Origin of the sequence: Thalassotalea hakodatensis, assembly GCF_030295995.1 — a bacterium.
GTDB classification, from domain to species: Bacteria; Pseudomonadota; Gammaproteobacteria; order Enterobacterales; family Alteromonadaceae; genus Thalassotalea_C; species Thalassotalea_C hakodatensis.
Map to the genome: position 1 here is coordinate 1,200,567 of NZ_AP027365.1, position 24,426 is coordinate 1,224,992.

At 38.4% G+C, this 24,426-nt stretch carries 23 protein-coding genes; 14 read left to right on the plus strand and 9 right to left on the minus strand.

What is annotated here, in order from left to right; genetic code table 11:
* Positions 1-34 precede the first annotated feature (34 nt).
* Positions 35-1,435 carry an aminodeoxychorismate synthase component I gene (gene pabB, locus QUE72_RS05245; RefSeq protein ID WP_286271986.1) on the minus strand — a complete coding sequence of 467 codons (1,401 nt, stop codon included), beginning with the start codon at positions 1,433-1,435 and terminating at the stop codon, positions 35-37.
* 142 nt (positions 1,436-1,577) lie between these two features.
* Between pabB and QUE72_RS05250 the strand changes: the two genes are divergently transcribed.
* The 3 genes from QUE72_RS05250 to QUE72_RS05260 all read left to right on the plus strand — a co-directional run bounded on the left by QUE72_RS05250 (position 1,578) and on the right by QUE72_RS05260 (position 5,879).
* On the plus strand, positions 1,578-3,113 hold the full coding sequence (locus QUE72_RS05250; RefSeq protein WP_286271988.1) for a fumarate hydratase: 1,536 nt from the start codon (positions 1,578-1,580) through the stop codon (positions 3,111-3,113).
* Between the two features lie 123 nt (positions 3,114-3,236).
* Complete coding sequence (locus QUE72_RS05255) at positions 3,237-4,583, plus strand: DNA recombination protein RmuC (protein WP_074499410.1); 1,347 nt, start codon at positions 3,237-3,239, stop codon at positions 4,581-4,583.
* 105 nt (positions 4,584-4,688) lie between these two features.
* Positions 4,689-5,879, plus strand: a complete 1,191-nt coding sequence (locus QUE72_RS05260; RefSeq protein ID WP_286271990.1) for a GGDEF domain-containing protein — start codon at positions 4,689-4,691, stop codon at positions 5,877-5,879.
* Between the two features lie 97 nt (positions 5,880-5,976).
* On the opposite strand, the gene QUE72_RS05265 is transcribed toward QUE72_RS05260, so the two are convergent.
* Positions 5,977-7,314, minus strand: a complete 1,338-nt coding sequence (locus QUE72_RS05265) for a sodium-dependent transporter (RefSeq protein ID WP_286271992.1) — start codon at positions 7,312-7,314, stop codon at positions 5,977-5,979.
* Positions 7,315-7,514: 200 nt separating this feature from the next.
* On the opposite strand from QUE72_RS05265, the gene QUE72_RS05270 reads away from it, so the two are divergent.
* Together QUE72_RS05270 and QUE72_RS05275 are read left to right on the plus strand one after the other, a co-directional pair.
* Positions 7,515-8,156 carry an MBL fold metallo-hydrolase gene (locus QUE72_RS05270; protein WP_286272946.1) on the plus strand — a complete coding sequence of 214 codons (642 nt, stop codon included), beginning with the start codon at positions 7,515-7,517 and terminating at the stop codon, positions 8,154-8,156.
* 2 nt (positions 8,157-8,158) lie between these two features.
* Positions 8,159-8,995, plus strand: a complete 837-nt coding sequence (locus tag QUE72_RS05275) for an ion transporter (RefSeq protein WP_286271994.1) — start codon at positions 8,159-8,161, stop codon at positions 8,993-8,995.
* A gap of 78 nt (positions 8,996-9,073) precedes the next feature.
* Here the strand turns inward: QUE72_RS05275 and QUE72_RS05280 are convergent, their stop codons facing one another.
* The 4 genes from QUE72_RS05280 to QUE72_RS05295 form a co-directional block, all read right to left on the minus strand.
* On the minus strand, positions 9,074-9,298 hold the full coding sequence (locus QUE72_RS05280; protein ID WP_286271995.1) for a helix-turn-helix transcriptional regulator: 225 nt from the start codon (positions 9,296-9,298) through the stop codon (positions 9,074-9,076).
* A gap of 2 nt (positions 9,299-9,300) precedes the next feature.
* Positions 9,301-9,759: a hypothetical protein gene (locus tag QUE72_RS05285; protein ID WP_074499405.1), complete on the minus strand. Its 459-nt coding sequence runs from the start codon at positions 9,757-9,759 to the stop codon at positions 9,301-9,303.
* A gap of 171 nt (positions 9,760-9,930) precedes the next feature.
* Positions 9,931-10,239: a DUF962 domain-containing protein gene (locus tag QUE72_RS05290; protein ID WP_286271997.1), complete on the minus strand. Its 309-nt coding sequence runs from the start codon at positions 10,237-10,239 to the stop codon at positions 9,931-9,933.
* A gap of 11 nt (positions 10,240-10,250) precedes the next feature.
* A complete protein-coding gene (locus QUE72_RS05295; protein ID WP_286271999.1) occupies positions 10,251-10,922 on the minus strand; it encodes a LysE family translocator in 672 nt (223 codons plus the stop codon).
* 119 nt (positions 10,923-11,041) lie between these two features.
* Between QUE72_RS05295 and rsuA the strand changes: the two genes are divergently transcribed.
* Entirely contained in the window at positions 11,042-11,731 is a 690-nt protein-coding gene (gene rsuA, locus QUE72_RS05300) for a 16S rRNA pseudouridine(516) synthase RsuA (protein WP_074499402.1), read from the plus strand.
* Positions 11,732-11,891: 160 nt separating this feature from the next.
* Positions 11,892-12,185, plus strand: a complete 294-nt coding sequence (locus QUE72_RS05305) for a hypothetical protein (protein ID WP_286272001.1) — start codon at positions 11,892-11,894, stop codon at positions 12,183-12,185.
* A gap of 346 nt (positions 12,186-12,531) precedes the next feature.
* Here the strand turns inward: QUE72_RS05305 and QUE72_RS05310 are convergent, their stop codons facing one another.
* From QUE72_RS05310 to mfd, 3 genes are all read right to left on the minus strand, one after another.
* A complete protein-coding gene (locus QUE72_RS05310; RefSeq protein ID WP_074499399.1) occupies positions 12,532-12,822 on the minus strand; it encodes a DUF1244 domain-containing protein in 291 nt (96 codons plus the stop codon).
* 4 nt (positions 12,823-12,826) lie between these two features.
* On the minus strand, positions 12,827-14,392 hold the full coding sequence (locus QUE72_RS05315) for a CsiV family protein (RefSeq protein ID WP_286272002.1): 1,566 nt from the start codon (positions 14,390-14,392) through the stop codon (positions 12,827-12,829).
* 75 nt (positions 14,393-14,467) lie between these two features.
* Positions 14,468-17,977 (minus strand): transcription-repair coupling factor, encoded by a 3,510-nt coding sequence (mfd, locus tag QUE72_RS05320; protein WP_286272003.1) that lies wholly within the window; start codon positions 17,975-17,977, stop codon positions 14,468-14,470.
* A gap of 143 nt (positions 17,978-18,120) precedes the next feature.
* Between mfd and QUE72_RS05325 the strand changes: the two genes are divergently transcribed.
* From QUE72_RS05325 to QUE72_RS05355, 7 genes are all read left to right on the plus strand, one after another.
* Positions 18,121-18,765 carry a YehS family protein gene (locus QUE72_RS05325; RefSeq protein ID WP_074499396.1) on the plus strand — a complete coding sequence of 215 codons (645 nt, stop codon included), beginning with the start codon at positions 18,121-18,123 and terminating at the stop codon, positions 18,763-18,765.
* Between the two features lie 4 nt (positions 18,766-18,769).
* A complete protein-coding gene (locus QUE72_RS05330) occupies positions 18,770-19,726 on the plus strand; it encodes a 2-hydroxyacid dehydrogenase (RefSeq protein WP_074499395.1) in 957 nt (318 codons plus the stop codon).
* A gap of 130 nt (positions 19,727-19,856) precedes the next feature.
* Positions 19,857-20,204: a hypothetical protein gene (locus QUE72_RS05335; RefSeq protein ID WP_286272005.1), complete on the plus strand. Its 348-nt coding sequence runs from the start codon at positions 19,857-19,859 to the stop codon at positions 20,202-20,204.
* A gap of 87 nt (positions 20,205-20,291) precedes the next feature.
* Positions 20,292-20,714 (plus strand): acyl-CoA thioesterase, encoded by a 423-nt coding sequence (locus QUE72_RS05340; RefSeq protein ID WP_074499393.1) that lies wholly within the window; start codon positions 20,292-20,294, stop codon positions 20,712-20,714.
* Between the two features lie 388 nt (positions 20,715-21,102).
* A complete protein-coding gene (locus tag QUE72_RS05345) occupies positions 21,103-22,824 on the plus strand; it encodes a lysophospholipid acyltransferase family protein (RefSeq protein ID WP_286272006.1) in 1,722 nt (573 codons plus the stop codon).
* Between the two features lie 60 nt (positions 22,825-22,884).
* Positions 22,885-23,400, plus strand: a complete 516-nt coding sequence (locus QUE72_RS05350) for a phosphatase PAP2 family protein (RefSeq protein ID WP_286272007.1) — start codon at positions 22,885-22,887, stop codon at positions 23,398-23,400.
* Positions 23,400-24,422, plus strand: coding sequence for an MJ1255/VC2487 family glycosyltransferase (locus QUE72_RS05355; protein WP_286272009.1), 1,023 nt, complete (start codon positions 23,400-23,402; stop codon positions 24,420-24,422). The genes QUE72_RS05350 and QUE72_RS05355 overlap by 1 nt, the downstream gene beginning before the upstream one ends.
* Positions 24,423-24,426 lie beyond the last annotated feature (4 nt).

Below are 24,426 nucleotides of genomic sequence, written 5' to 3' on the forward strand. Positions count from 1 at the left end.
TGCTTAACATTAGCGATAAGGTAATTAATAAATGTTAAGGCATTGCAGCTAAGACAGGAAGTATTTTGTTAACTTTATCTAAGCTTTCTTGGTATTCGTCATCGACATTAGAATCGGCGACAATGCCACCACCTGCCCAACAATAAATGTGATTATTAGTGCATACCAGCGTTCTAATGGTGATACTGGTATCCATATTTCCGTTGGCAGAAATATAACCAATAGAACCACAATAAATACTTCTTCGTTGTGGCTCAAGCTCGTCAATGATCTCCATGGCCCGTATCTTAGGAGCACCAGTAATAGAGCCTCCTGGAAATGCAGCCCGTAATAAATCAATAGCGGTTTTATTTTCTTTAAGCGTTCCTTCAACGGTACTGACTAGATGATGAACAGCCGGAAAACTTTCTATTTCAAATAATTTAGGTACAACAACACTGCCAGCTTCGCAGACTTTACTCATGTCGTTACGTAGCAGATCAACAATCATTAAGTTTTCTGCTTTATCTTTTTCAGATTGGCTGAGTAATGTCGCTTGCTGTTGGTCGGCTATTGGATCGGCTAAGCGAGCCATTGTGCCTTTAATTGGTTTTGTTTGTACTTTACTTTGTTTTGTTTGTATAAAGCGCTCAGGCGAAACACTTAGCACTGAAAAGTTATCAAACGTTAAGTAAGCGGAAAAGGGCGCTTGATTTGCTGCTCTTAATGCTAAATACGCCGAGAACTCATTACCTTGATAACGGCTAGAAAAGCGTTGTGTTAAATTGATTTGATAACAATCGCCTTCGGTTAAATAATGTTGAACACGGTTAAATTTTTCGGTGTATTGTGCTTTGGTAATATTATGTTGCCACGGAGCCGTTAGTTTGAATCTCGTTGGCTCATTTTGCGTGTTTTGCAAGTATTGTTTAACTGTTTGTTCTAACTGTGCGCGCTCATCTTCTATACATATTAGAAAAAATAGTTGTGTTTTATTATCGAAAATGATCCCATGAGTATAAATGCCAACGGCCATTTCAGGCATAGCAATATCTTTAATAGCTTGTTTGGGTAATTGTTCAAAACTTCTTCCTAAGTCATATGAGAAATACCCAACGGATCCTCCAGTAAATGGAAGTTCAGAGCTTGCTATTTCGATAGATTCGAAAATTGTAGACTGCAATGCAGATAAAGCAATAAGTGGATCTTCGTCAACAGGTAAGGTCGTTTTTTGCTGATTTTGTTCAATAACGATTTGTTGATCATCGGCAATAATGGTCGCGCGGGGTTGCCAAACGATAAGGTCAAATTGGCTATCGATATGCCCTCTACTTGAAGAGTCAAGCCACATAGCCCAAGGCTGTTTGGCAAGTGGAGTGAAAACTTCAGCAGGGGTATAAGCATGACCAAAGTGTAAAGGTTTCGCGGTGATAATTGTTTTACAATGCTGCGACAATGTGAGTACCCGTTAAATATTCAAACGCCGCTACTAGCGAGCGCGATTCAAGCAGGGTATCATATCGGCAAAAATATAACTTTCAATACTTTCGCTATAGTTATTGTAGAAAGATCACACTGAAAATCGTTAAAGGGCAACCATGGCTATTATTAAACAACAAGATATGATCGACAGCATTGCTGATGCTTTGCAATATATCTCTTATTATCACCCATTAGATTTTGTTCAAGCATTAGAAAAGGCTTACCACAAAGAAGAAAGCCAAGCAGCTAAAGATGCTATTGCACAAATACTCATTAATTCGCGTATGTCAGCGCATGGTAAACGTCCTATTTGTCAAGATACGGGTATTGTTACTTGTTTTGTAAATATCGGTATGGAAGTGCAATGGGATAAAACCGATATGACCATTCAGCAAATGGTAGATGAAGGAACACGTCGTGCGTACTTGAACCCTGATAATCCTTTAAGGGCGTCAATTGTTGCTGACCCAGCAGGCGCTCGTAAGAACACTAAAGATAATACGCCATCTGTTGTTCATATTAACATGGTTGCTGGTAATGAAGTTGAAGTGATGATTGCAGCGAAAGGCGGCGGCAGTGAAAATAAAACTAAAATGGCTATGTTAAACCCAAGTGATTCTATCGCTGACTGGGTTGTTAAAACATTACCTACCATGGGAGCTGGCTGGTGTCCGCCTGGCATGATCGGTATTGGCGTGGGTGGAACAGCTGAGAAAGCTGGGGTACTTGCAAAAGAAAGTTTAATGGATCCCGTTAATATTCAAGAGTTAATTGATCGTGGGCCAGAAAATGCCGAAGAAGCATTACGTTTAGAAATTTACGAACGTGTCAATAAACTTGGTATTGGTGCTCAAGGCTTAGGCGGTTTAACAACGGTTGTTGATGTTAAGGTTAACTCAGTACCAACGCATGCTGCGTCTAAACCTGTGGTGATGATCCCAAATTGTGCTGCTACACGTCATGTTCATTTTCATCTAGACGGTAATGGCCCTGCTGATTTAACACCACCTAAATTAGAAGAGTGGCCAGAAATTACCTGGGAAGTTGGTGAAAATGTTCGCCGAGTAAATGTTAATGGCTTAACTAAAGCCGATATTGCAGAATGGAAAACTGGCGAAACCGTATTACTGTCAGGGAAAATTTTAACGGGTCGTGATGCGGCACATAAAAAAATTCAAGAGTTATTAGCTTCTGGCGAAGGCTTACCTGCGGGGGTCGATTTCACTAATAAATTTATCTATTACGTTGGCCCCGTTGATGCGATTGGTGATGAAGCGGTAGGTCCTGCTGGCCCAACAACGGCAACACGCATGGATAAATTTACCGAAATGATGTTAGCTGATACTGGCTTATTAGGTACTATCGGTAAAGCTGAGCGAGGCCCAGCAACGGTAGAAAGCATAAAGCAGCATAAGTCGGTTTATTTAATGGCTGTTGGCGGCGCGGCATATTTAGTGTCAAAAGCCATTAAAAAAGCGCGAGTTGTCGCTTTTGAAGAGTTAGGTATGGAAGCTATCTATGAATTTGATGTGGAAGATATGCCCGTTACTGTTGCAGTTGACTCTACAGGTGAGTCAGCACACGTTACTGGACCAGCCATTTGGCAAGCAAAAATTGAAGAGCTCGACGACGCATTAACACCGAAGAAATAAATACTTCTGTCGTTTATGATTAAGATAAAGCGGCAAGTAAAATCTGCCGCTTTTTTTAATGGTTGGCATTAGTGTTTTGTTATGCTTAAATGACTGTTCATATTTACAGTGTTTATTGGTGTTATGCTAACATTTATCCTCGATTTCTTTCAGCAACTCTCCACATCTCAACTGCTCTTTAGTTTTTCTTGTTTATTCGTGTCTTTATTGATCGGCATTATGCTTGGGAATATAAACGGAAAGGCAAGCCGCGAACAATTAAAAACGCTATTACAGCAGCATATGCAATTACTTATACAGCAACAACAGCAATTATTTTCTGAGCATAAATTTGCACAACATCAATTGTTTTCTGAACAGGCAACATTACAGCAACAGCAGGCGCGTGATGATGCACATATGCTGCAATCAATGTTGCATAAACACCAACAAGATTTTACTAAAACACAAACGGTTGCTCTTGAGCAATTACTAGATGTTATTGCAAAACATAATCAATCAAACCGTGAAGAACAAGCAAAGTCATTAACGATTGCCAGTGATAAAATAGCGAACAAAGTTTCAGAGTTAACTGGTGCAACGGATAATCGTTTAAAAGAAATCAGTGAACAGGTAGAGAAGCGACTTGCGGATGGCTTTGAAAAAACCAGTAAAACGTTTAGCGATATTGTTAAGCGTTTAGCATTAATAGATGATGCACAGAAAAAAATAACAGAATTATCTAGCAACGTAGTATCACTGCAAGAAGTCTTATCTGACAAGCGTTCTCGTGGTGCCTTTGGTGAGGTACAGCTTAGTGCGTTAATTCGTAATGTTTTACCAGAACAACATTTTAGCCTACAACATACTTTGTCTAATAATCGAGTGGCTGATTGTATTTTATGGCTACCAGAACCAACAGGTAACGTTGTTATTGATGCTAAGTTCCCATTAGAAAACTACAAAGTGATGACTGATATACATCACAGCGACTTGACTCGTAAAGCGGCGGAAAGACAATTTAAAGCGGATATAAAAAAACATATTAATGACATAAGCAGTAAGTACTTGATTGATGGTGAAACAGCCGATGGCGCAATTATGTTTATTCCTGCAGAAGCGATATTTGCTGAAATACATCGTCATTTTCCTGATTTAGTGGAGCATGCGAATAATCAAAGGGTTTGGTTAACTTCTCCAACTACGCTAATGGCTGTTTTAACTACAGCCCGAGCGGTACTTAAAGATGAAGCTACACGAGAACAAGTGCATATTATTAAAGCACATCTAGGTGAGCTATCTGCTGACTTTTCCCGATTTAAACTGCGCTTTAATAACCTTGCTCGGCATATTGATCAAGCGTCAGTTGATGTTAAACAAATTCATACCTCGGCAGATAAAATATCTGCTCGGTTCGACAAGATAGAGCAAGTAGACTTATCCCAAGAAGATAAATTAAAGGCACAGTTACTTCATGAAAAAACCAGTTGATTGCCGCTTATATCACACCATACAATAGCGTTTACGGTTGTCACCTTGTCTAGAGGTGCAATGAAATAAAAAATGTCGAAAAATAACAATGATAGGGCTGTATAGTTGTTGCAAAAAATTGAAGGTATAAAAACCACATTATGGACAGGGCTAGCAGTCAGCATATTCTTTGTTGTTGCTTGTTATAGTCAATCGTATTGGTTAAGTAAAATAAATCTAATCGAACAGGTTGTGTTAGGGTTATTTGCTGTAGGTATCATTTTTACTGCACAATTTAGTAGAAGTCGATATACCTTACTTATCATTAGTTTACTTAGCGTTTATTTACTCTTTCAACAACAATTGGTCAGTAATGACTGGTTTATTCAACACCAAGAGTGGATATTTTTATCTGCGATGTTCATCTTAAGCTTTTTGGTGAATGTGAAAGATCGTAGTTTAATTTCTGTCCATGGTGGATTGCGCCTAGCTGCTATTTTTTCTTGTATTCTTTTGGCAAAAGGTTGGTTGTTATTCGGTGAATATTTAACTGCCCAAACCTTACTACTTGGCTGGCCTGCACAACTTAGCGCGCATATAACGATTACACTTCCATTGCTGCTTTCCTGTAGCTATATATTGTTTCAATCGTTGCGATACCCTAGCTTATTAATCGCTTCTTTACTCACAAGTTTACTGGTTGCGAGTTTAGCGTATTATCAACAATTAACTTTACCTTTGAGTGCAATACTTACACTGTTGTTAGTGCACTATATTATGGTGGTGGTCATTGATTCATATTATCTTGCCTATCGCGATGAACTCACAACTATTCCATCCCGTAGAGCATTAAATCAGTACGCATTATCCTTAGGGCGACGCTACTGTGTTGCAATGGTAGACATCGATCATTTTAAGAAGTTTAATGACAGTTACGGTCATGATATTGGCGATCAGGTATTAAAGCTAGTAGCTGCAAAATTAGCGACGGTGGGTGAAGGAGGCAAAGCGTTTAGATATGGTGGTGAAGAGTTCACCCTAATATTTCCTCGGAAGACGATTGAGGGTGCAACGCCTGAACTTGAACGAATTCGTCAATTAATTGCTGATTATAAAATCATTATTAGGCACCCAGTAAGAAAAAGTAAAAAAGCACGTGGCAGTAAGCCAACGGAGCAAACCAAAACAGTGAGTGTGACTGTTTCTATGGGAGTCTCTGCCAGAGAAGATAAACAAAGCTTTGAACAAGTCGTAAAGGTAGCAGATCAAGCACTATATCGCGCGAAGAAGAAGGGCAGAAACAACGTTAGTCGGTAGTCGTGTTTATATCGCGTTGAACAATGAAGTAAAAAAGCCTTACATGCTGTGCTATGTGTAAGGCTTTTTTACTTTTAATAACGTTAATGAATGACTATTAATTTAAAATCGCCACATTGACAAACACGACGGTTAACAACAATGGGCAGACAAAACGCAAATAATTACCCCAATGACGTAGCCAAGGTCGATTTTGTTGTAGGTCACTATCACGAAGTTTATTGCCTCTTTTCCATAACCAACCAACAACGATAAAATAAAATAGGCAGCTAAGAGGCTGTAAAATAGTGGTGAGTACGCTAATAAATGCCCCAAATAATACATCAAAAAAGGCGATTAACAGCAGAGAGAAAAATAATACTGTAGCCGATACTAACCAGGTCGCTTTTTGTCGAGATACCTTTTTATCTTCCATTAAAAAGGCAACAGGCACTTCAGTGGATGAAATGGTTGACGTTAATGCGGCAATTGATAACAACAAAAAGAAGCCTGCGGCAACAACAAGGCCAATAGAGCCCATTGAGGTAAATAACTCAGGTAAGATATGGAAAATCAATTGGCCTTCACCAATAAGCTCATTCCCTTCAAATACTTGCTGACCAGCATGTTGAGCAACAAATAACGCAGGAATTATCAGTAAACCCGCTAAAAAGGCGATGCCGGTATCTAATGCGGTAATAGACAATACTAACTTGCCTAAGTCTTTATCTTTTTGCATGTATGAACCGTAAACCATCATACCGCCAACACCTATTGATAAAGAAAAGAATGCTTGCCCCATCGCTGAAACCACTAATGTTGGGTTGGTGATTTGGCTAAAGTCAGGGATCAAATATACTTTTAACCCTTCCATCGCACCTGGCTGTTGTAATATATAGACAATTAAGCCGAACAACATGATCAATAAAATTGGCATTAATCGAGTAGACCACTTTTCAATACCGGCGTTCACACCTTGATGAACAATTGCTGCTCCTAATAAGATAAAAATTGGCGTAAACAATAGGTTTCGTTCAGTACTTGAGGTTGCTAGCCATTGTGAAATATTGGTTAGGCCGATAAGTTCAGATATTGCTGACAACGCATGAGAAAGCATCCAACCGGCAACAATGGTATAAAAGCTCAACATCATGATAGCGCCGCATAAGCCTATGATACCTGCTTTACGACCTAGTCCTTCAGAAACACCTTTGCAGGCGTCTCCTAATGCAGAAACGGGGTTTTTTTGCGCTTGATTACCAATGTATACTTCTGCGTATAATGCGGGTAATGCTAGCAGTATCGTAACGACCAGATAAACAAACAGAAAGGCACCACCACCGTTATTAGCCGCGTTCGTTGGAAAACCCCAAATGTTACCAAGGCCAATGGCAGAGCCGGCAGCAGCCAGTACAAAACCAATGCGTGAATGAAAAGAGTCCCTGAGTTGTGTCATATAGTGTTGCGCTATTATTTTTATTTCAGCCGAGCTTACCGAGTTCACTAGAAATAGGAAAGTAATTTTAATGATTTCTTAACATTTCTTTCCTTGTTGATGTAAATATATTCAACCTAGTATTGAATTAAAAATGGGTTGCACCCACATTAAGGAGCAGAGAAAATAGTTCCTAATTTTGAAACTTGAGAGTTACTATGTTGCAATACCAAATTATCCCTGTTACACCTTTTCAACAAAATTGCACATTATTTTGGTGTGATGAAACAAAAAAAGCCGCTGTTGTAGACCCTGGTGGTGATATAGAACTCATTAATCAAGCCATTGAACAAAATGGTGTTACATTAGAAAAAGTATTATTGACCCATGCACATATTGACCATGCTGGCGCTACCAAAGCCGTTGCTGAAAAGTATTCGGTTGATATTGAAGGGCCACATAAAGAAGACAAATTTTGGATTGATTTGATCCCAGAGCAAATTACGCGCTTTGGTTTTGATCATGCAGAAATTTTCGAACCTACTCGTTGGTTAAATCAAGGAGACACTGTTACTTTCGGTAATATATCGTTAGAGGTTTACTTTTGCCCAGGGCATACGCCAGGGCACGTGGTGTTTTTCCATCGTGAGACTAAACTTGCACAAGTCGGTGATGTATTATTTAAAGGTTCAATGGGGCGAACAGACTTTCCGCGAGGCGATCATGCCACTTTGATCAAATCTATTCGTGAAAACCTCTTTCCGTTAGGGGACGATGTTTGTTTTATTCCTGGGCATGGGCCAATGAGTACTTTTGGTGAAGAAAGAAGAACCAACCCTTTTGTTGCTGACAGGGTAAGTTAACAATGAGTACTGCCGTAATTTCACTTAAAGATAGATTGAAACAAATTGATTCGAGCCCATGGTTTCAATGGAGTGTTATTGCCGTTATCATTCTATCGGCATTGCTTATCGGTGCTAAAACGCACGATTTACCTGAACCGGTTATTCAACTGTTATCGTTTGCAGACAACGCGGTCACGGTATTTTTTCTGATTGAAATTATTATTCGCTTTTTAGCCACTGCAGATAAAAAATCATTTTTTAAGAGTGGTTGGAATATCTTTGACACCATTATTGTTATAGGGAGTTTAGTTCCTGATGGTGGTTCTGGTGTTTTATTAGCGAGATTACTACGAGTTTTTAGAGTACTCAGGCTAGTTTCCATGGTGCCTGAATTAAGGTTGCTGATTAATGCGTTAATTAAAGCCATACCAAGAATGGGTTATATTGCATTGTTAATGTTCGTTATTTTTTACATTTACGCGGCAATAGGCAGCATCATTTTTCATGAGATTAATGAAGAATTATGGGGAGACGTTTCAATTTCATTATTAACATTATTTCGAGTAGCAACCTTTGAAGATTGGACCGATGTAATGTATGAAACAATGGCAGTACATCCGTTAAGTTGGATTTTCTATTTATCTTTTATTTTTCTAACGGCATTTATTTTTCTCAACATGATGGTTGGGACTATTTTAGATGTGATGAATGAAGAACATGAGCAACACCGTGCTAAACAGCACGGTGAATCTGCACAAGGAGCAGAACCAGCAAGTAGAGCGCAAATTGAATCTCTTCAAAATGAATTAGCGGAAATAAAAGCGCTTCTTGTTAATAAACCGACAAAGTTAGAGTAACGACAAAAAATGACCTACTAGCGAATAGTACTTGGTAGAAATAATTGTTCACATTCTATGTAACGTGGTATTCGCTTTTTAGTCTGTGTTACTGCTATGTTGATATTGAAATACATCGCTAATATTAACTGCGAATACATCAGCAATTTTAAATGCCACCTCTAGTGAGGGGGAATATTTTCCTTTTTCTATGGCTACAACAGTTTGCCTTGAAACGCTAATTGCATCGGCAAGTTGCTGTTGTGTCATTTCATTATGCTCGAAGCGTAACTTACGAAGCGTGTTAGTGATCACTTTTGTCATCGTTAAAAGCCCCTGCGATAGAAGAATAGCTGTGAGCTCATTCGCGTAATTTCAGCACTTACCATAAAAATAATAATGATTTGGATAATTTTTTCGTGGTAGGCTAATTGCGTGTCTGGTAATAGAAAGGCGTTTAACATTGGTGCTAAGGTGTAAAAAATAGCAAGAGCAACACCTACTGACAATACAACATAGGCATATTTACTGGCACGAAGTGATATTTGTTTATCGCGTTCATCTTCATCAACGTTTGCATCTTTTGCACTAATCACGGCCAGTACAATATTTAAAATAATTTCTAACGCAATGGTTTTGAAAATAACCACTTTTAGTAATGAATTGACATTCGTTTGTGTTAACTGTTGTTGTTCTATCAAGGCTAATAAGCTGAAACCATAATCACCCCAAATATAAAGTAAAATTAGTAAAGATATCCAGATAGTTTTTTCTTTGTAAGACATATTAAACACCATGTAAAAAATAGTAGACATTGGGTGATGTTACTTATTTGTGTTTCATGTGTCAAATATATTTAACATGGAGTCAAGAGTAATTGATAGAACTAGTCGTGATTTGGCGACATATTATTTATTAGAATTCAAGCCAAATAACATGGTTAGCTACATCTACCGTTAAAGTTCGACTTTACCAAGCAGAATGTCTTTAAACATTACCCAGTCACCAATCAAGCTATAAATGGGGTAACTAAAAGTGGCAGGTTTATTTTTTTCATAAAAGAAATGACCAACCCAAGCAAAGCCATAACCTGCAATAGGCACATAAAATAAATAAAGCCAATGTTGAGTAAAAATACTCAACATAAGTAGAATAAGCATGAATAAAGAGCCCATGAAATGTAAACGTCTACAGGTTTTATTTTTATGCTGGCTCAAATAAAATGGATAAAAGTCAGTAAAAGATTGATAGATTTTTTCTGCCATTATTGTCTCAGTTATTCTAGTTTAGAAGTCAATACTTTGATGCCTAATAAAAGCATAGCGCCACCAGTAACTTTATCAATCCAATGGCCCATTTGCTGAAATTTCAAATTAATGCGAGGTTGTGAGAATAAGAGCGTGACCAAACAAAACCAGGCTAATTGAATCACCATTAACCAAATGCCATAAATGATTAAGTGTGTACTAGGTAGCTCTGGCGACAATATCACAGTAAATAATGCGACAAAATAAATGGGGGCTTTAGGGTTTAAGGCGTTACAAAAAAAGCCTTTGATGATCGTTTTTACGCTTGACTCTTCTTGTCTGTTGTTTAAATTATTCTCGTCATTTTTGCCAATAAGTGCATCTTCTTGATTCAACGGTGGCTCTATATTACGTGGTGTTGCACGTAAGCCTTGAATACCTAAATAAAATAAGTAACCAGCACCGAGAATTTTTATTCCCCATAATAAGGTATCGGAGCTGGCTATTACTGCTGCTAACCCTAAAGCAGAATAAATAATATGAACGGATAACCCCAACGCAATACCTAAGGAACAAAGCAGGCCAGCTTTTTTGCCATGTTTAAGAGTTTGTTGTGTCACTAAGACGAAGTCAGGCCCTGGAGAGGCCGCAGCTAATAAGTGAACTGAAGTAATTATTATTAGGCCTGAGAGTAAATCCATTTGTTGGATCTCGTGTGAAAGATTACAATTGTCAGATTATCATCACTTAATCAATCCAATATTGCAATCTTGGCGTAATTTTGCACTAAGATTGACAATACGACGACAAAAACTTGCCTATGCGTTTAGATAAATTTATTTGTAAAAGTACCGAACTTACTCGAACAGAAGCCAAAAAATTATTAAAAAAAGGTGAAGTAACGGTAAATAATGAGGTTATTACCAACCCTGCTACACAGGTACATGAAAACAATGATATTCGTGTAGATGGCAGTCAATTAATCGCCAGACAATCAAGGTATATTATGCTGCATAAGCCAGTAGATACTATTTGTTCAAATGTTGACGAGTTGTACCCATCAGTATTACATTTTCTTGATATAGATAAAGCATTTGATATGCATATTGCTGGCCGGCTTGATGCCGATACCACGGGGTTAGTGTTAATCACAGATGATGGACGTTGGTCACATAATATTATTTCGCCCAAAAAAGCGTGTGAGAAAACCTACCGTGTTTGGTTACGAGATGCCTTAAAACCTGACACTGCTGAACAATTTGCATCGGGTGTGCAATTACAAGGTGAAAGAGACCTTACTCGACCAGCAGTGCTAGAAATGGTCGAGCCAAAAGAAGTTTTACTTACCATCACCGAAGGTAAGTACCATCAAGTTAAACGTATGTTTGCCGCAGTGGGGAATAAAGTGGTTGGTTTACACCGTGAAAGTATTGGCAGTGTTAAACTTGGAGAGCTTGAATTAGGCGAATGGCGTTATTTAACCAGTGATGAAGTTGCTCATTTTTTATAAAATACTATTATTGCTGATTTCTGCTGTTACTCGTTTAACACGCTTTAGCTGAAAAATAAAAAAAGTCAAAAAATTGTTAATTCATTGCTAAAGAAATTCGATTCGTTGCCGATAATATAACCAAGTCTTTGGTTTTTAATTGAATTATTAGGTATGAAAAATGGACGTTTTGGCAGATTTATTACCGCCATCTTATCTTGTAAAGTCGGAAACAACAGCAAAAGATCGCCAACCTGAGCAACACGAGCCTCAGGAGGAGCAGTCGTCTGAAGAAAATAATGAAGCACAGCCTCAAAAAAAGAAAAAAGCGTCTAAAAAAGCGTATTTTGTTGAACGACGTTCAGGGGAAGATCGCCGCTTGCATCAAAAAAATAGAGGCCGTTGGCTTGATTCGCGTTTGAATAAAGACAGACGCAAAGAAAATATCAAGACAGAAATTAAGCTTAGCATTTAAGGCATACTTCTTTACGTCTGTTAATATGAAGCACCCATGGCTTTGCTTTAGTTAGGTGGGGCTGAACTTTTGAGTGCGAATTTTCTAGGGCGTTTTCATCTATTTAACCTGAGCTCAGGTTATTTATGCAGAACAACCCCGTTACCTAAGTTCAGCCTTGTATAAACATCATATATAGCGCTGCATAAGTGTACAACTAAGATCAACATAACCCGGTTTGATGTTTTCGATAATAAGCACTTAACAAAGCTATTTAACTCTCAATTTCGCCTTACCTTTTCTTATGGTCATCACTTACTTAGTAGAAGGACATGTCTTAAATTAGTTGTAATGAAGATCAGTGTTTTTATTTTTTTGCTTGCAGCTTATTGAAGGTGGCCATTTGTTCTTCGGTAGCAGGTAATTGATATTTTTCTTTCCACTGTGCGTAAGGCATGCCGTATACATGCTCTCTTGCATCTTCAATATCTACTTTTTCACCTAGTTTCTCTGCCTCAGCGACAGTCCACTTAGCAAAACAGTTACGACAAAATCCAGCTAAATTCATTAACTCAATATTTTGTACATCTTTACGACTGTCTAAGTGGCGCAATAGTCGGCGAAATACTGCCGCTTGAATTTCAATTTCTTTTTCCATATGTTTAATCTCCTGCTAATGATTGTACTACCCTTGGTTCAGGGCGATCATGACGGCGAATTTGAACGATCATGCCCATATAAGGGTGATCAAAGTAATGTGTTTCTTGACTGATTACTCTACGCTTCTGTTTAAGCCTAACTGGCGTTAGTTCAAATGTTGCGTTAGGTCTTAATGCTAAACTTGCTTGCTCTGCTAAGCTCAGATTCATAATTGAAAAGTCAGCTTTTACATTTAGGTAATTACCAATTAAATAAATGTTTAAAAATCCATTAAGGTACCAAGGTTGTAACGGAGGTGTCGGCGCTTGACCAACACTGAGTTGTTCACCATAGATTATCGGCTCAGGTGCTAGTGTTAGCTGAGAAATCGGTTGTTCATGGTTAAAATGCTGTAGTGTTGATAAAATTTGCTGTTTTCGTTGAGTGATTGCCTGTTGTTTTTGCATTGCTGGTGAAACTGTAGCGTTATTAAGCGCACCACCAAGAACTGACTGTAAATTTTGCTCAGTATCGAGCTCTGATCGTCTTTCTTCATTATATTGTATTAACGCTTGCTGATAGTGCTTTTGCAGATTAGCGCCAGCATATAAACGCATAGGCACTGACTTACTTTCTTCAAAAACTGGCTGTCGCCAGCCTACGTGTAATAGTGGTTTAAAGTCACGACTGCGTTTTAATTGCAATACAATATCATCAAGTTTTAATGAAGCTCTACTTATTAAATAGGGGGTCGATGAGTATAAATTTTCAACGCCATCAATCTTTGATGGCACATGTTCAACAGCATAACTGTTATATGAATACAATGCTGGATCAACTGATAACGCATCAAACTGATTTGGCGTTAATGTGCATGGAGCATTGTCGAGTAAGTCAGGCAAATAAAGATTAATATCAGGATATGCCGTAGTGAGCTTTTCAACGATTGTTAAGAATGTTAAATCTTCATCGCTTAATGTTTTTTGCGCGTTAAGAGGGGTTTTAGTTGGTAATGTTACATCAGCAGTGTAATTGTTAGGTGTTTTTTCGTCTAATGGTACGCTAAGAGCCCCTTCTTGGGTCGTTTTTACTCGATCAAAGAAATCATCGGTAGTTTGCACATCATGCGACTGACTTTGTTCTTCGTGGGAAGTTATCGCCTGAGTTTCAATCGCTTGTTGTTCGTTGTTTGAACGTTTTTCTGCTAAAGCATTCTGATCAAGCTCAGCAAGATGTTGATTTAACGATAGGTTAAATGTTTGAAATAGACTATTAAGTTTAGGGGCTGAAACGGTATGATATTTACTGAATGCATCTGGTGCGTTAGTGTTTGCATAACACTGTGGTAATAAACGTTTTAAATTGCTTACATCAGGGGTAAGGTATGTTCCTAGTAAATCACGAGACTGCTCATAGTTAGGTAAAGGTTGTTGGTTGGTAAATACTTCTTTAATCGCTGATTTATCTGCAATATTTGATAGTAAAATAACTTCTATTTCAAACCAATCACCTGACCATCGACTTGTAGCAGCGAGGCTATTTGCGACAAAAAGACTGGAAAGCAGCGCTAACCCTTGTTTAAATTTCATCTAAGTACCAACAAGTTATATTCTTTAAATATTTAACAGCTTTATTATTCATCATACCTTGAATTAGCATCCGTGTTAATTGAGTTTTTTTGACAGATCAGCAAGTATTGATGAAATTAAAGTAAAGCGGCTTGCTGTATCTTCCGTTTCACGGATAAATTTCAACTTATTTGCGCCATCCATTTTAAAAACGCTTGGTTGTTGTTGTATTAAAGAAATAATAAACATGGGGTCGACACGAGTGTTTTCGCTAAACTCAATTGAACCGCCGGCTGGTCCTGCGTCAATTCGTGCTATACCAATGTTTTGCGCTTTAATTTTCAGTTTAGCAATATGTATTAAATTTTTGGCAGCCTGTGGTAATAGACCAAAACGATCGATTAATTCAATTTGCACATCGTCTAATTCTGCTTTGTTTTTGCAACTTGCGATACGCTTATACAAACTTAAACGTAAGCTTACATCAAAAATATAATCATCAGGTAATAAGGCTGGTACACGTAAGTCAACTTCAGTTTGTGTTGCTAATACTTGGTCAAGCGATGGCTGTTTACCTTCTTTTAAAGCATTTACCGCTTGGTCAAGCATTTCCATGTATAAACTAAACCCTACTTGGTTCATTGAACCACTCTGGTCTTCACCAAGTAACTCACCAGCACCACGAATTTCTAAATCGTGTGTAGCAAGGGTAAAACCTGCGCCAAGGTCTTCCAATGAAGCAATAGCATCAAGACGCTTTTTAGCATCTTTGGTCATACGCTTTTCATGAGGAGTGAGTAGGTATGCGTAAGCTTGATGATGTGAACGACCCACACGGCCACGAAGTTGATGTAATTGTGCTAAACCCAAGTGGTCAGCTCGGTCCATAATGATAGTATTGGCACTTGGTACGTCGATACCCGTTTCAATAATAGTAGTACAAACTAATACATTATAACGTTGGTGATAAAAGTCACTCATGATACGTTCTAGTTCTCGTTCACGCATTTGCCCATGGGCAACAATGACTTTTGCTTCGGGCAATAAGGCTTCTAAATCAGCGGCGGTTTTGTCGATAGTATCGACATTATTATGTAAGAAGTATACTTGTCCACCCCTTAGAATTTCACGTAAAATAGATTCCCTGATCAGTGAATTGTCTCGTTGTCTTACAAAGGTTTTTACCGCTAAGCGTTTTGCTGGCGCAGTAGCTATAATTGATAAATCACGCATGCCACCCATCGCCATGTTTAATGTTCTAGGGATCGGTGTTGCCGTAAGTGTTAAAATATCTACATTAGCACGAAGCTTTTTAATCTTATCTTTTTGTTTCACGCCAAATCGATGCTCTTCATCGACAATAAGTAGACCTAAGTCATGATATTGGATGCTATTTTGCAATAATTTATGAGTGCCAATGAGAATATCTACCTGACCAGACTCAACACGTTCAATAATTTGGCTTTGTTCTTTTGCTGATTTAAAACGTGATAAAACTTCAATCGATATAGGCCAATTGGCGAAACGATCTTTAAAGTTCTCATAATGTTGTTGAGCAAGTAGTGTGGTTGGTACCAAAATAGCCACTTGCTTACTGTCGTTTACTGCGACAAAAGCTGCGCGCATCGCGACTTCTGTTTTACCAAAACCGACATCACCACACACTAATCTATCCATGGTTTTATCAGATAACATGTCGCTAATCACCGCATTAATCGCTTGCTCTTGATCTAAGGTTTCTTCAAAACCAAAACTATCTGCAAAAGCACGGTAATCTTCTTTGTTGCGAGTAAATTGATAACCCGTATTTGCCGCCCGTTTTGCATAAATATCAAGCAGCTCAGCGGCAACATCTTTCACTTTTTCTGCTGCTTTTTGTTTAGCTTTACTCCAGGTATCGTTACCGAGTTTATGTAGTGGTGCATGATCTTGATCTGCACCCGAGTACCGAGAAATTAAATGTAACGAGGCAACCGGTACGTACAACTTAGCGTCGTTGGCGTAACGTAAAGTCAGAAATTCGGTTTTTATGCCGCCAGTTTCTAAGGTTTGCAGACCTAAGTATCTTCCTATGCCATGCTCGATATGTACGACAGGTTGACCAATGCTGAGCTCTGCCAAGTTTTTAAAGATTGCATCAGCATGAACGTCTTGTTGGGCTTTTCTACGTCTTGATTGTCTGACTCGGTCACCGAGTAGTTCAGTTTCCGTAATTAACGCAATATTGTTTTTAGCCGCTGTACCTTTGGATTGAAAAATAAAGCCAGCACTTAAGGCGTTTACTGTGATTCCGATGGGGTGTTCACTGTCAATAAAGTCAGCAATCGTGTCAAAAAGTGGTGGTGTTAAGTTATTACGTTTTAACAGTTCTAATACACTTTCTCGTCGGCCTTGGCTTTCGGCAACGAATAGCGTTTTACCATGAGAAGACTTTTCGTTTATAAAACCATTTAAGAGGTCAAACGGATCTTTTGATTGATGATTGACGGTAATATTAGGTAATGGTTTAACATCATAACTTACGATACCTCGCGTGCTAGAAGCTTCATTATTTGCTGTTGCTTCAATAGTGATACGATCAAAAGGTTTTAGTGCTACGTATAAATCTGTTTCAGAGAGAAATAACTGCTCTGGCGGCAGCAGTGGACGAGTTAAATCGTATTTTCTATCTTCATAGCGATATTCGATATCATGCCAATAATTTGCTAAAGATTTCTCTATATCACCAGACATGAGCACGATAGTATCGGGTGCTAAATAATCACAAAGGGTATCTGTTTGTTCAAAAAAGAGCGGTAAATAATATTCAATCCCCGCGGGTAAAATACCGTTACTTACTTGGTGATAAATAGATTCTTTATCAATCGTGCCACTAAATTGTTCTCGGTATTGTCGACGAAACGTATTAATCCCGTCTTTATCGGTAGGAAACTCATGTGCCGGAAGCAAATCAATCGTTTCAATTTGTTCTTTTGAACGTTGACTTTCAGGATCAAAATGGCGAATTTCTTCAATTTCATCATCAAAAAAGTCAAGGCGAAAGGGTTTATTACTGCCCATCGGGTATAAATCGAGAATCGCACCACGCGCGGAAAATTCGCCATGCTCCATTACTTGATCAACACATCGATAACCGCTTGCTTCTAACTCAACACGCATTTGATGTAGATCTTTTCGATCACCTTTTTTGATCAGCAAGCTATTACTTTCAAGGTAAGCTTTTGGTGCTAAGCGTTGAATAAAGGTTGCCGTAGGAACAATGACAATACCTTGTTTCATTCGCGAAAGCTGATAAAGCGTTGCTAACCGTTGTGAAATAATATCTTGGTGTGGTGAAAATGTATCGTAAGGGAGTGTTTCCCAATCAGGAAATAAACAAAGAGGTACCTGATTGTTTGCATTAATACTGCGTAGTTCTTGCTCAAATTTGAGTGCCGAAGGCGTGTCATGCGTGAGCAATAAAATGGGTTTTTCGGTTTGTAAGGCCGCATGATAAATAGCAAGTGTTGCACTTGACCCTAATAAGTTTTGCCATGCCTTTTTATCGGCATTTTTACCCTTGCGATTAGGTAATGTTGGTTGAAAAAGCGTATTTGATTTAGTCATGAAGCTAGCTGTTTGTCTTGATTATCCGTGAAAAACTTGCTGATGATACCTTAGCAGGCGCTAGGCGTTAACATTTATTTCGAATTAAAGCTGAAAGACGATATAATAATGACTTTATTACCTTAACTGTAGCGAGAAACCACTTGACCAATAATGATGTCCTTCGTCGAATACGTTTTACCTTTCAATTTAAAGATCAACAGATGGTAAATATTTTTGCCTTGGCAAGTAGGCAAGTAACAACGCAACAAGTGATCGCTTGGTTAAAACCTGATGAAGACAAAGAAACGATGCCTATATCAGACAGTGAATTGGCAAGTTTTCTCAATGGTTTTATTGTTGAAAAGCGCGGTAGAAGTGAAAAGGCAGTACCAGCGCCTGAAAAGCAACTCACAAAAAACTTAATCTTAAAAAAACTTAAAATAGCGTTGAATTTGACCAGCGACGATATTATTGCTTTGTTGGCTAAAATGGATGTGACTATTGGCAGTGCAGAATTAACGGCTTTCTTTAGAAAGCCAGAGCATAAAAATTACCGCCACTGTAAATCGCAATTTTTACGTAATTTTTTAATGGCGCTTCAGTTAACACATCGCCCAGAAGGGGCCGATAAAAAAACGCAACAAAAACCTGCCGAATACCGTAAAAAGCCCATTGAAAAAATAGAAAACAACGTTGCTAAGCCAGCAAAGGCGAAAAAGCGCTACGATAACCCCAATGCCAGCCCCTATGCTGCCTTTGATGAACAGTCAAAACGTAATGTATTGTCATTAAAAGAAAAGAAATAGCACTATGAGTAAGCTTATTCCGTTAGTCAGTCAGCTATCGCTATCTGAACAACAAACGTGGTGTGAAGCGCTAAATAAATCTTTACAACATCATCAGGTAGATGCGCGAGTTTGCTTACCAAATGAGTTAAGCAACCGTCAAAACGCACTGGTAGAGTTTGCGATAGTAGCTAATCCTGAACCAGCATTGTTGGCTAACTATCCTAATATTATTTGGGTACATAGTTTGTGGGCCGGTGTAGAAAGGCTTGTTGATGATTTAAAACACAAACCTATCCAGTTAGTGAGACTTGTTGACCCGTGCTTAGCATTAACGATGGCGCAAGCTTGTGTTGCTTGGAGTTATTTTGTACTACGTGATATGTTGCGTTACTCGCAACAGCAACAAACAAAAAACTGGCAACAACACCCTGTAACACTTACACAAGAATGCAATATAGCAGTGCTCGGTTTGGGGGAATTAGGCCAAGCTGCGTGTGCGGCATTAACACAAAATGGTTTTAATGTTCGTGGTTGGAGTCGCAGTAAAAAATCAATAAAAGGTATTGCATGTTTTGCGGGAGATGAAGGCTTAACTCAAACAATAAGTCATGCTGATATTGTTATTTGTTTGTTACCTTTAACCGATGAAACGCGTCAATTATTTGATAAAAGTCGATTGATGCAATTAAAAAAAGGCGCAACCTTGATTAACTTTGCTCGCGGCGCCATTATTCATGAACAGGCTTTACTTGAAGTGCTTGATCAAGAACATTTATCTCAGGCAATATTAGATGTTTTTAATCAAGAACCTTTACCACAGCAACATGCTTTTTGGTCACATAATAAAGTCACAGTGTTACCGCATATTTCAGCACCAACAAGCCAGAATACTGCCTGTGATGTTGTGGTGAACAATATTGTTAATTACTACAATACCGGGCAATTACCACGAACGGTAAGTTACCAAAAAGGATATTAACGGTGAGTTTTTAGCATCTATAGCATTGATAAGTCGTCATTTAGTTATCAATCAATAAAGTGCATGTATTTGAATCAATATTATGCGATAACGTTGTGAACAATGTACTTTCTTTAAATGGGCTGTTGATATGTTTAGATTTTTCGAAAAACTAGCAAATTTAGTATTCCCTTTTCGTGCTATTTTTCTTATCGGAACGTTAGTAAGCGCCAGTATCTTTGTTTTCCTATTATTATTTGCCGATATTGCCACGCAAAATAACGGGTTAACTTTTTTAATGTTAACATTCTTATGGTGTTTATTGTTTAGAACGTTAACGTTTTGTTTTCAACCATTAGCACAATCTACTGACAAAATTGTTTTTTTCTCATCAATTAAACATAAATTAATCAATGTTATTCAACTGATGTTTTCATTACTTTTTATCGTAGTAAGTTGTGCAACGATTTATCTGTCGATAAAACTACTCACACTTTAGTAAGTAGCCAGTAAAGTTTATATTTAACTCCCTAAAGACAATGGCTTAGTCTATAATTTAACGCATCTTTTTAACAAGGAAATACCTATGCGATTTTTATCTCGACGATTAGTGATGCCAAGCGATTTAAATTATGGACTGTCATTATTTGGCGGTCGCGCACTGCAGTGGATTGACGAAGAAGCTGCAATTTATGCAATTTGTCAACTTGAAACTAACTTCTTAGTAACTAAACATATTGGTGAAATAACCTTTGAAGCACCCGCTATGCAAGGAGATGTAGTTGAGTTCGGACTGGAAACAAAAAGTGTTGGCCGTACATCAATTACTGTTAGCTGTTTAGTAAGAAATAAGGTCACTAAAAAAACGATTTGTATGGCTGACGATATCGTTTTTGTGAAAGTGGACCCTGAAACCGGTGCACCGATTGCACATGGCAAGTCTTTGCAAGAACTTGAGCAACAGACAATTGATGAGATACGTACACTTAATATTAATATGGATAAATAACTAGAGCGTGTTGATCTTTCATGTTTACTTTTGCCGCAATTTGTTTGGTATTTATACAAGGCAACACTTGCGCTGTGTAGTTATTCTACTCCAGTCAAGCGTTAACACAGTAGAAATGCCAAACAGATACAGCCCGAAGGGTTCAACTAAACGCCTCCTGCTCTTTGTTACTTGAATTAACCATAGAATGACTATGCAATAATCCAAGTGCCGCGATCAGAAGGCGTTTAATTTGAACAAAACTTAAACAGCAAAGATCAACACGCTCTAACTAACGCGTAATGCCATAAAAGCGTCATAAACAAGTAACAAAGGTGTCATTTTTCTTAACTATGTTAAGAACATTCCAATAAAGGTTGGAATGTGACACTTTTTGGAGCTTTAAAAGATGATCCGTGTTGATGATGTTGTCGAACAAAACTTACCTAAAATACAACAAACCCCTTGGTTAGCAAAGCCAGTCAAAGCGATTTTAAAAAGCTTATTACACGAAAACAAATTTCAAGATTTTGAACAGAAGTACCCGCATATTTCAGGGTTTGATTTTGTCGAACAAGGATTATCACATTTAGGTGTCAGTTATTCAGTGCGAGATAACGAGCGTGAGAATATTCCAAGTGATGGTCGCGTGGTCATCATTGCCAATCATCCTATTGGTTCTATTGATGGATTAACCTTAATAAAGCTCGTTGCTGATATTCGTCGTGATGTAAAAGTTGTGGTGAATAACATGTTAATGGCGCTTACACCATTACAGTCTTTGTTATTGCCCGTTAATAATATGGGAGGGCAAACGCCAAAACAAAACTTACAAGCCATTCAACAACACTTAGCCAATGACAGCGCGATTATCGTTTTTCCTGCGGGTGAGGTTTCACGTTTAAGCCCAAGTGGCGTGAAAGATGGTAAATGGCATAGTGGCTTCCTACGTTTTGCTCAGCAAGCTAAATCTCCCATCGTACCAGTATATATAGATGCGAAAAATTCAGCGAAGTTTTACGGTTTATCAATGATGTATAAACCAGCATCTACGTTGTTGCTCGTAAACGAAATGTTTAACAAGCAGCAAGGTAACGTTGCGATGCGTATTGGGCAACAAATTCCTTACGAAAGCTATCAATCAATAGCTGTAGACATAAAAACCAAAACCAAGCTGTTTAAACAGCACCTTTATCGCTTAAAGAAAAGTCGAGCAGGTATTTTTAAAACACAATCTGCTATCGCTCCACACGAAGATAGAAAAGCGCTCAAGCATGCAATAAAAGCTTGTGAATACCTCGGTCAAACGCAAGATGGAAAGTGCATTTATCTCCATCGCTACCAAGAGAATGATCCTATTATGCGGGAAATAGGTGTATTACGTGAACAGGCATTCCGTGCAGTGGGTGAAGGGTCTAATCTACGTCGTGATATTGATCATTTTGACAAGCACTATCTGCATTTAATTTTATGGGATGATGACGAATTGGAAATTGTTGGGGCATACCGGTTTGCAGATACAAACGACGTGATATCAACGCAAGGCTTAACGGGATTATATAGCCACTCTTTGTTTGATTTTTGTGAAGAGATGACACCTTACCTTGCACAAGGCTTAGAGCTTGGGCGGAGCTTTGTGCAGCCTAAATACTGGGGAAAACGCAGTTTAGATTATCTTTGGTTTGGTATTGGCGCGTTTATAAATAAATATCCTAAATATCGCTATTTATTTGGTCCAGTCACAATCAGCAATAGTATGCCGCAAGCAGCTAAAGAGCTCATGGTATATTTTTACCGTTTATACTTTGGTAGCGAGCAAAATATCGCAACGTCGCGATCACCTTTTACCCTTCAACAATCCGCTATTGAACAATTAACACAGCAATTTACCGGACAAGATTATAAAGCGGACTTTACACGCTTAAAACACCTATTGGCGAATATGGGTACTGCGATCCCTACATTATACAAACAATATAGTGAACTTACTGAACGTGGTGGTGTGCAATTTCTTGATTTTGGTGTTGATGCTGAATTTGCCGACTGCATTGACGGTTTAGTGATGCTAGATTTAGCTAAGTTAAAAACTAAGAAACGAGAACGCTACCTTGGAAAAAAGCTAAAACAATAATTATATTAACGTGCAATTTTGTCATCTTTCGGTCATATATTCACGATAAGGTAGAGCATTATGACAGTACTTGAAGCGCTATATCAGGTAGATTTACGGGTACTTCTATGGTGCAGGAAATCGCGTTATTACCCGCAATTTATCGCCTTTGTTCGGAGCCTGTCAAAAACAGGTGATGGCTATATGCAAGGCTTATTTCCCTTGGTTTACTGGGGATATAACCCTGATTCCGGACAAACATTTCTTTTACTTGCATGCCTTACTTTTGCTTTTGAACGACCTATATATTTTTTACTAAAAAACATACTTAAAAGACGAAGACCACCAGAGGTGGTGCCTGACTTTTTTTCTCTGGTAAAAGCCGCGGACCAATTTAGTTTTCCGTCTGGACACACTATGGCAGCCTTTGCGTTAGCAGGACTTGCAACTATTCACATTGGCAGTGCTGCTTTTCCACTTTATATTTGGGCTACTTGCATTGGTATATCTCGTGTAGTGCTAGGAGTGCACTTTCCTTCTGATATCATTGCTGGAGCATTACTTGGTAGCCTAATTGTGATAGGAGTTGTGCTTTAATGAAAATCCTTTACGGTATTCAAGCGACAGGCAATGGCCATATTTCACGGTCTCGTGTGATGGCTAAGTACTTTAACGAACGTAATATAGATGTGACGTATTTATTATCAGGGCGTGAGAAAGAAAAACTATTTGATATGGAAGTGTTTGGTGACTTTCTTTATCGGAGGGGCCTGACATTCGTTACCCATCAAGGAAAAATAGATCATTGGCGAACGATAAAAACCAATAATATTATTGAATTTGTCAATGATATTCGCACACTTGATGTAAAGCAGTACGATTTAGTGATCACTGATTTTGAACCTATCACCGCCTGGGCTGCTAAATTATCTGGTGTAAAATCATTAGCGATTGGCCATCAATATGCCTTTGGTGAAAACACTCCGATTACGGGTGGCAATGTATTAGCAAGTGGTATTTTAAAGTACTTTGCACCAGCAAAACAGTCGATAGGGCTACATTGGGCTCGTTACAATAATAACGTATTGCCGCCTATTATTGATGTTAGGTTAACACGTTCGGCACAAAAAGGGCCGGTATTAGTGTATTTACCGTTTGAAGATCAACAAACGGTTCTGAAAATGTTAAACAGCGTTACAGCGTACCAGTTCGTTCAATACTCTCAAGAGTTAACAGATAGTGAACAAGCAAATGTGCAAACGCGAACAACGAGTTATCAAGGGTTCAAAGAAGATTTAAAGCGTGCAAGTGCAGTCATTTGTAATAGCGGCTTTGAATTAAATAGCGAATGTATTCATTTAGGCATTCCTATTCTTACTAAACCCATCGCTGGACAAATGGAGCAAGAATCGAATGCGCTGGCATTAGAACAGCTTGGTTATGGTAAAGCGGTTAGTGCGCTTTCGAGTACAGTCGTTGAACAATGGTTAGTGAATTTACCACCACAAACACGAACTACCTTTCCAGATGTTGCTCAATTAATTGTCAATTGGTTATCGCAAGACAATGCGAACCACACTATTGATGACTTTACTGCTCAAGTATGGAAGCAGCATTAAGCGT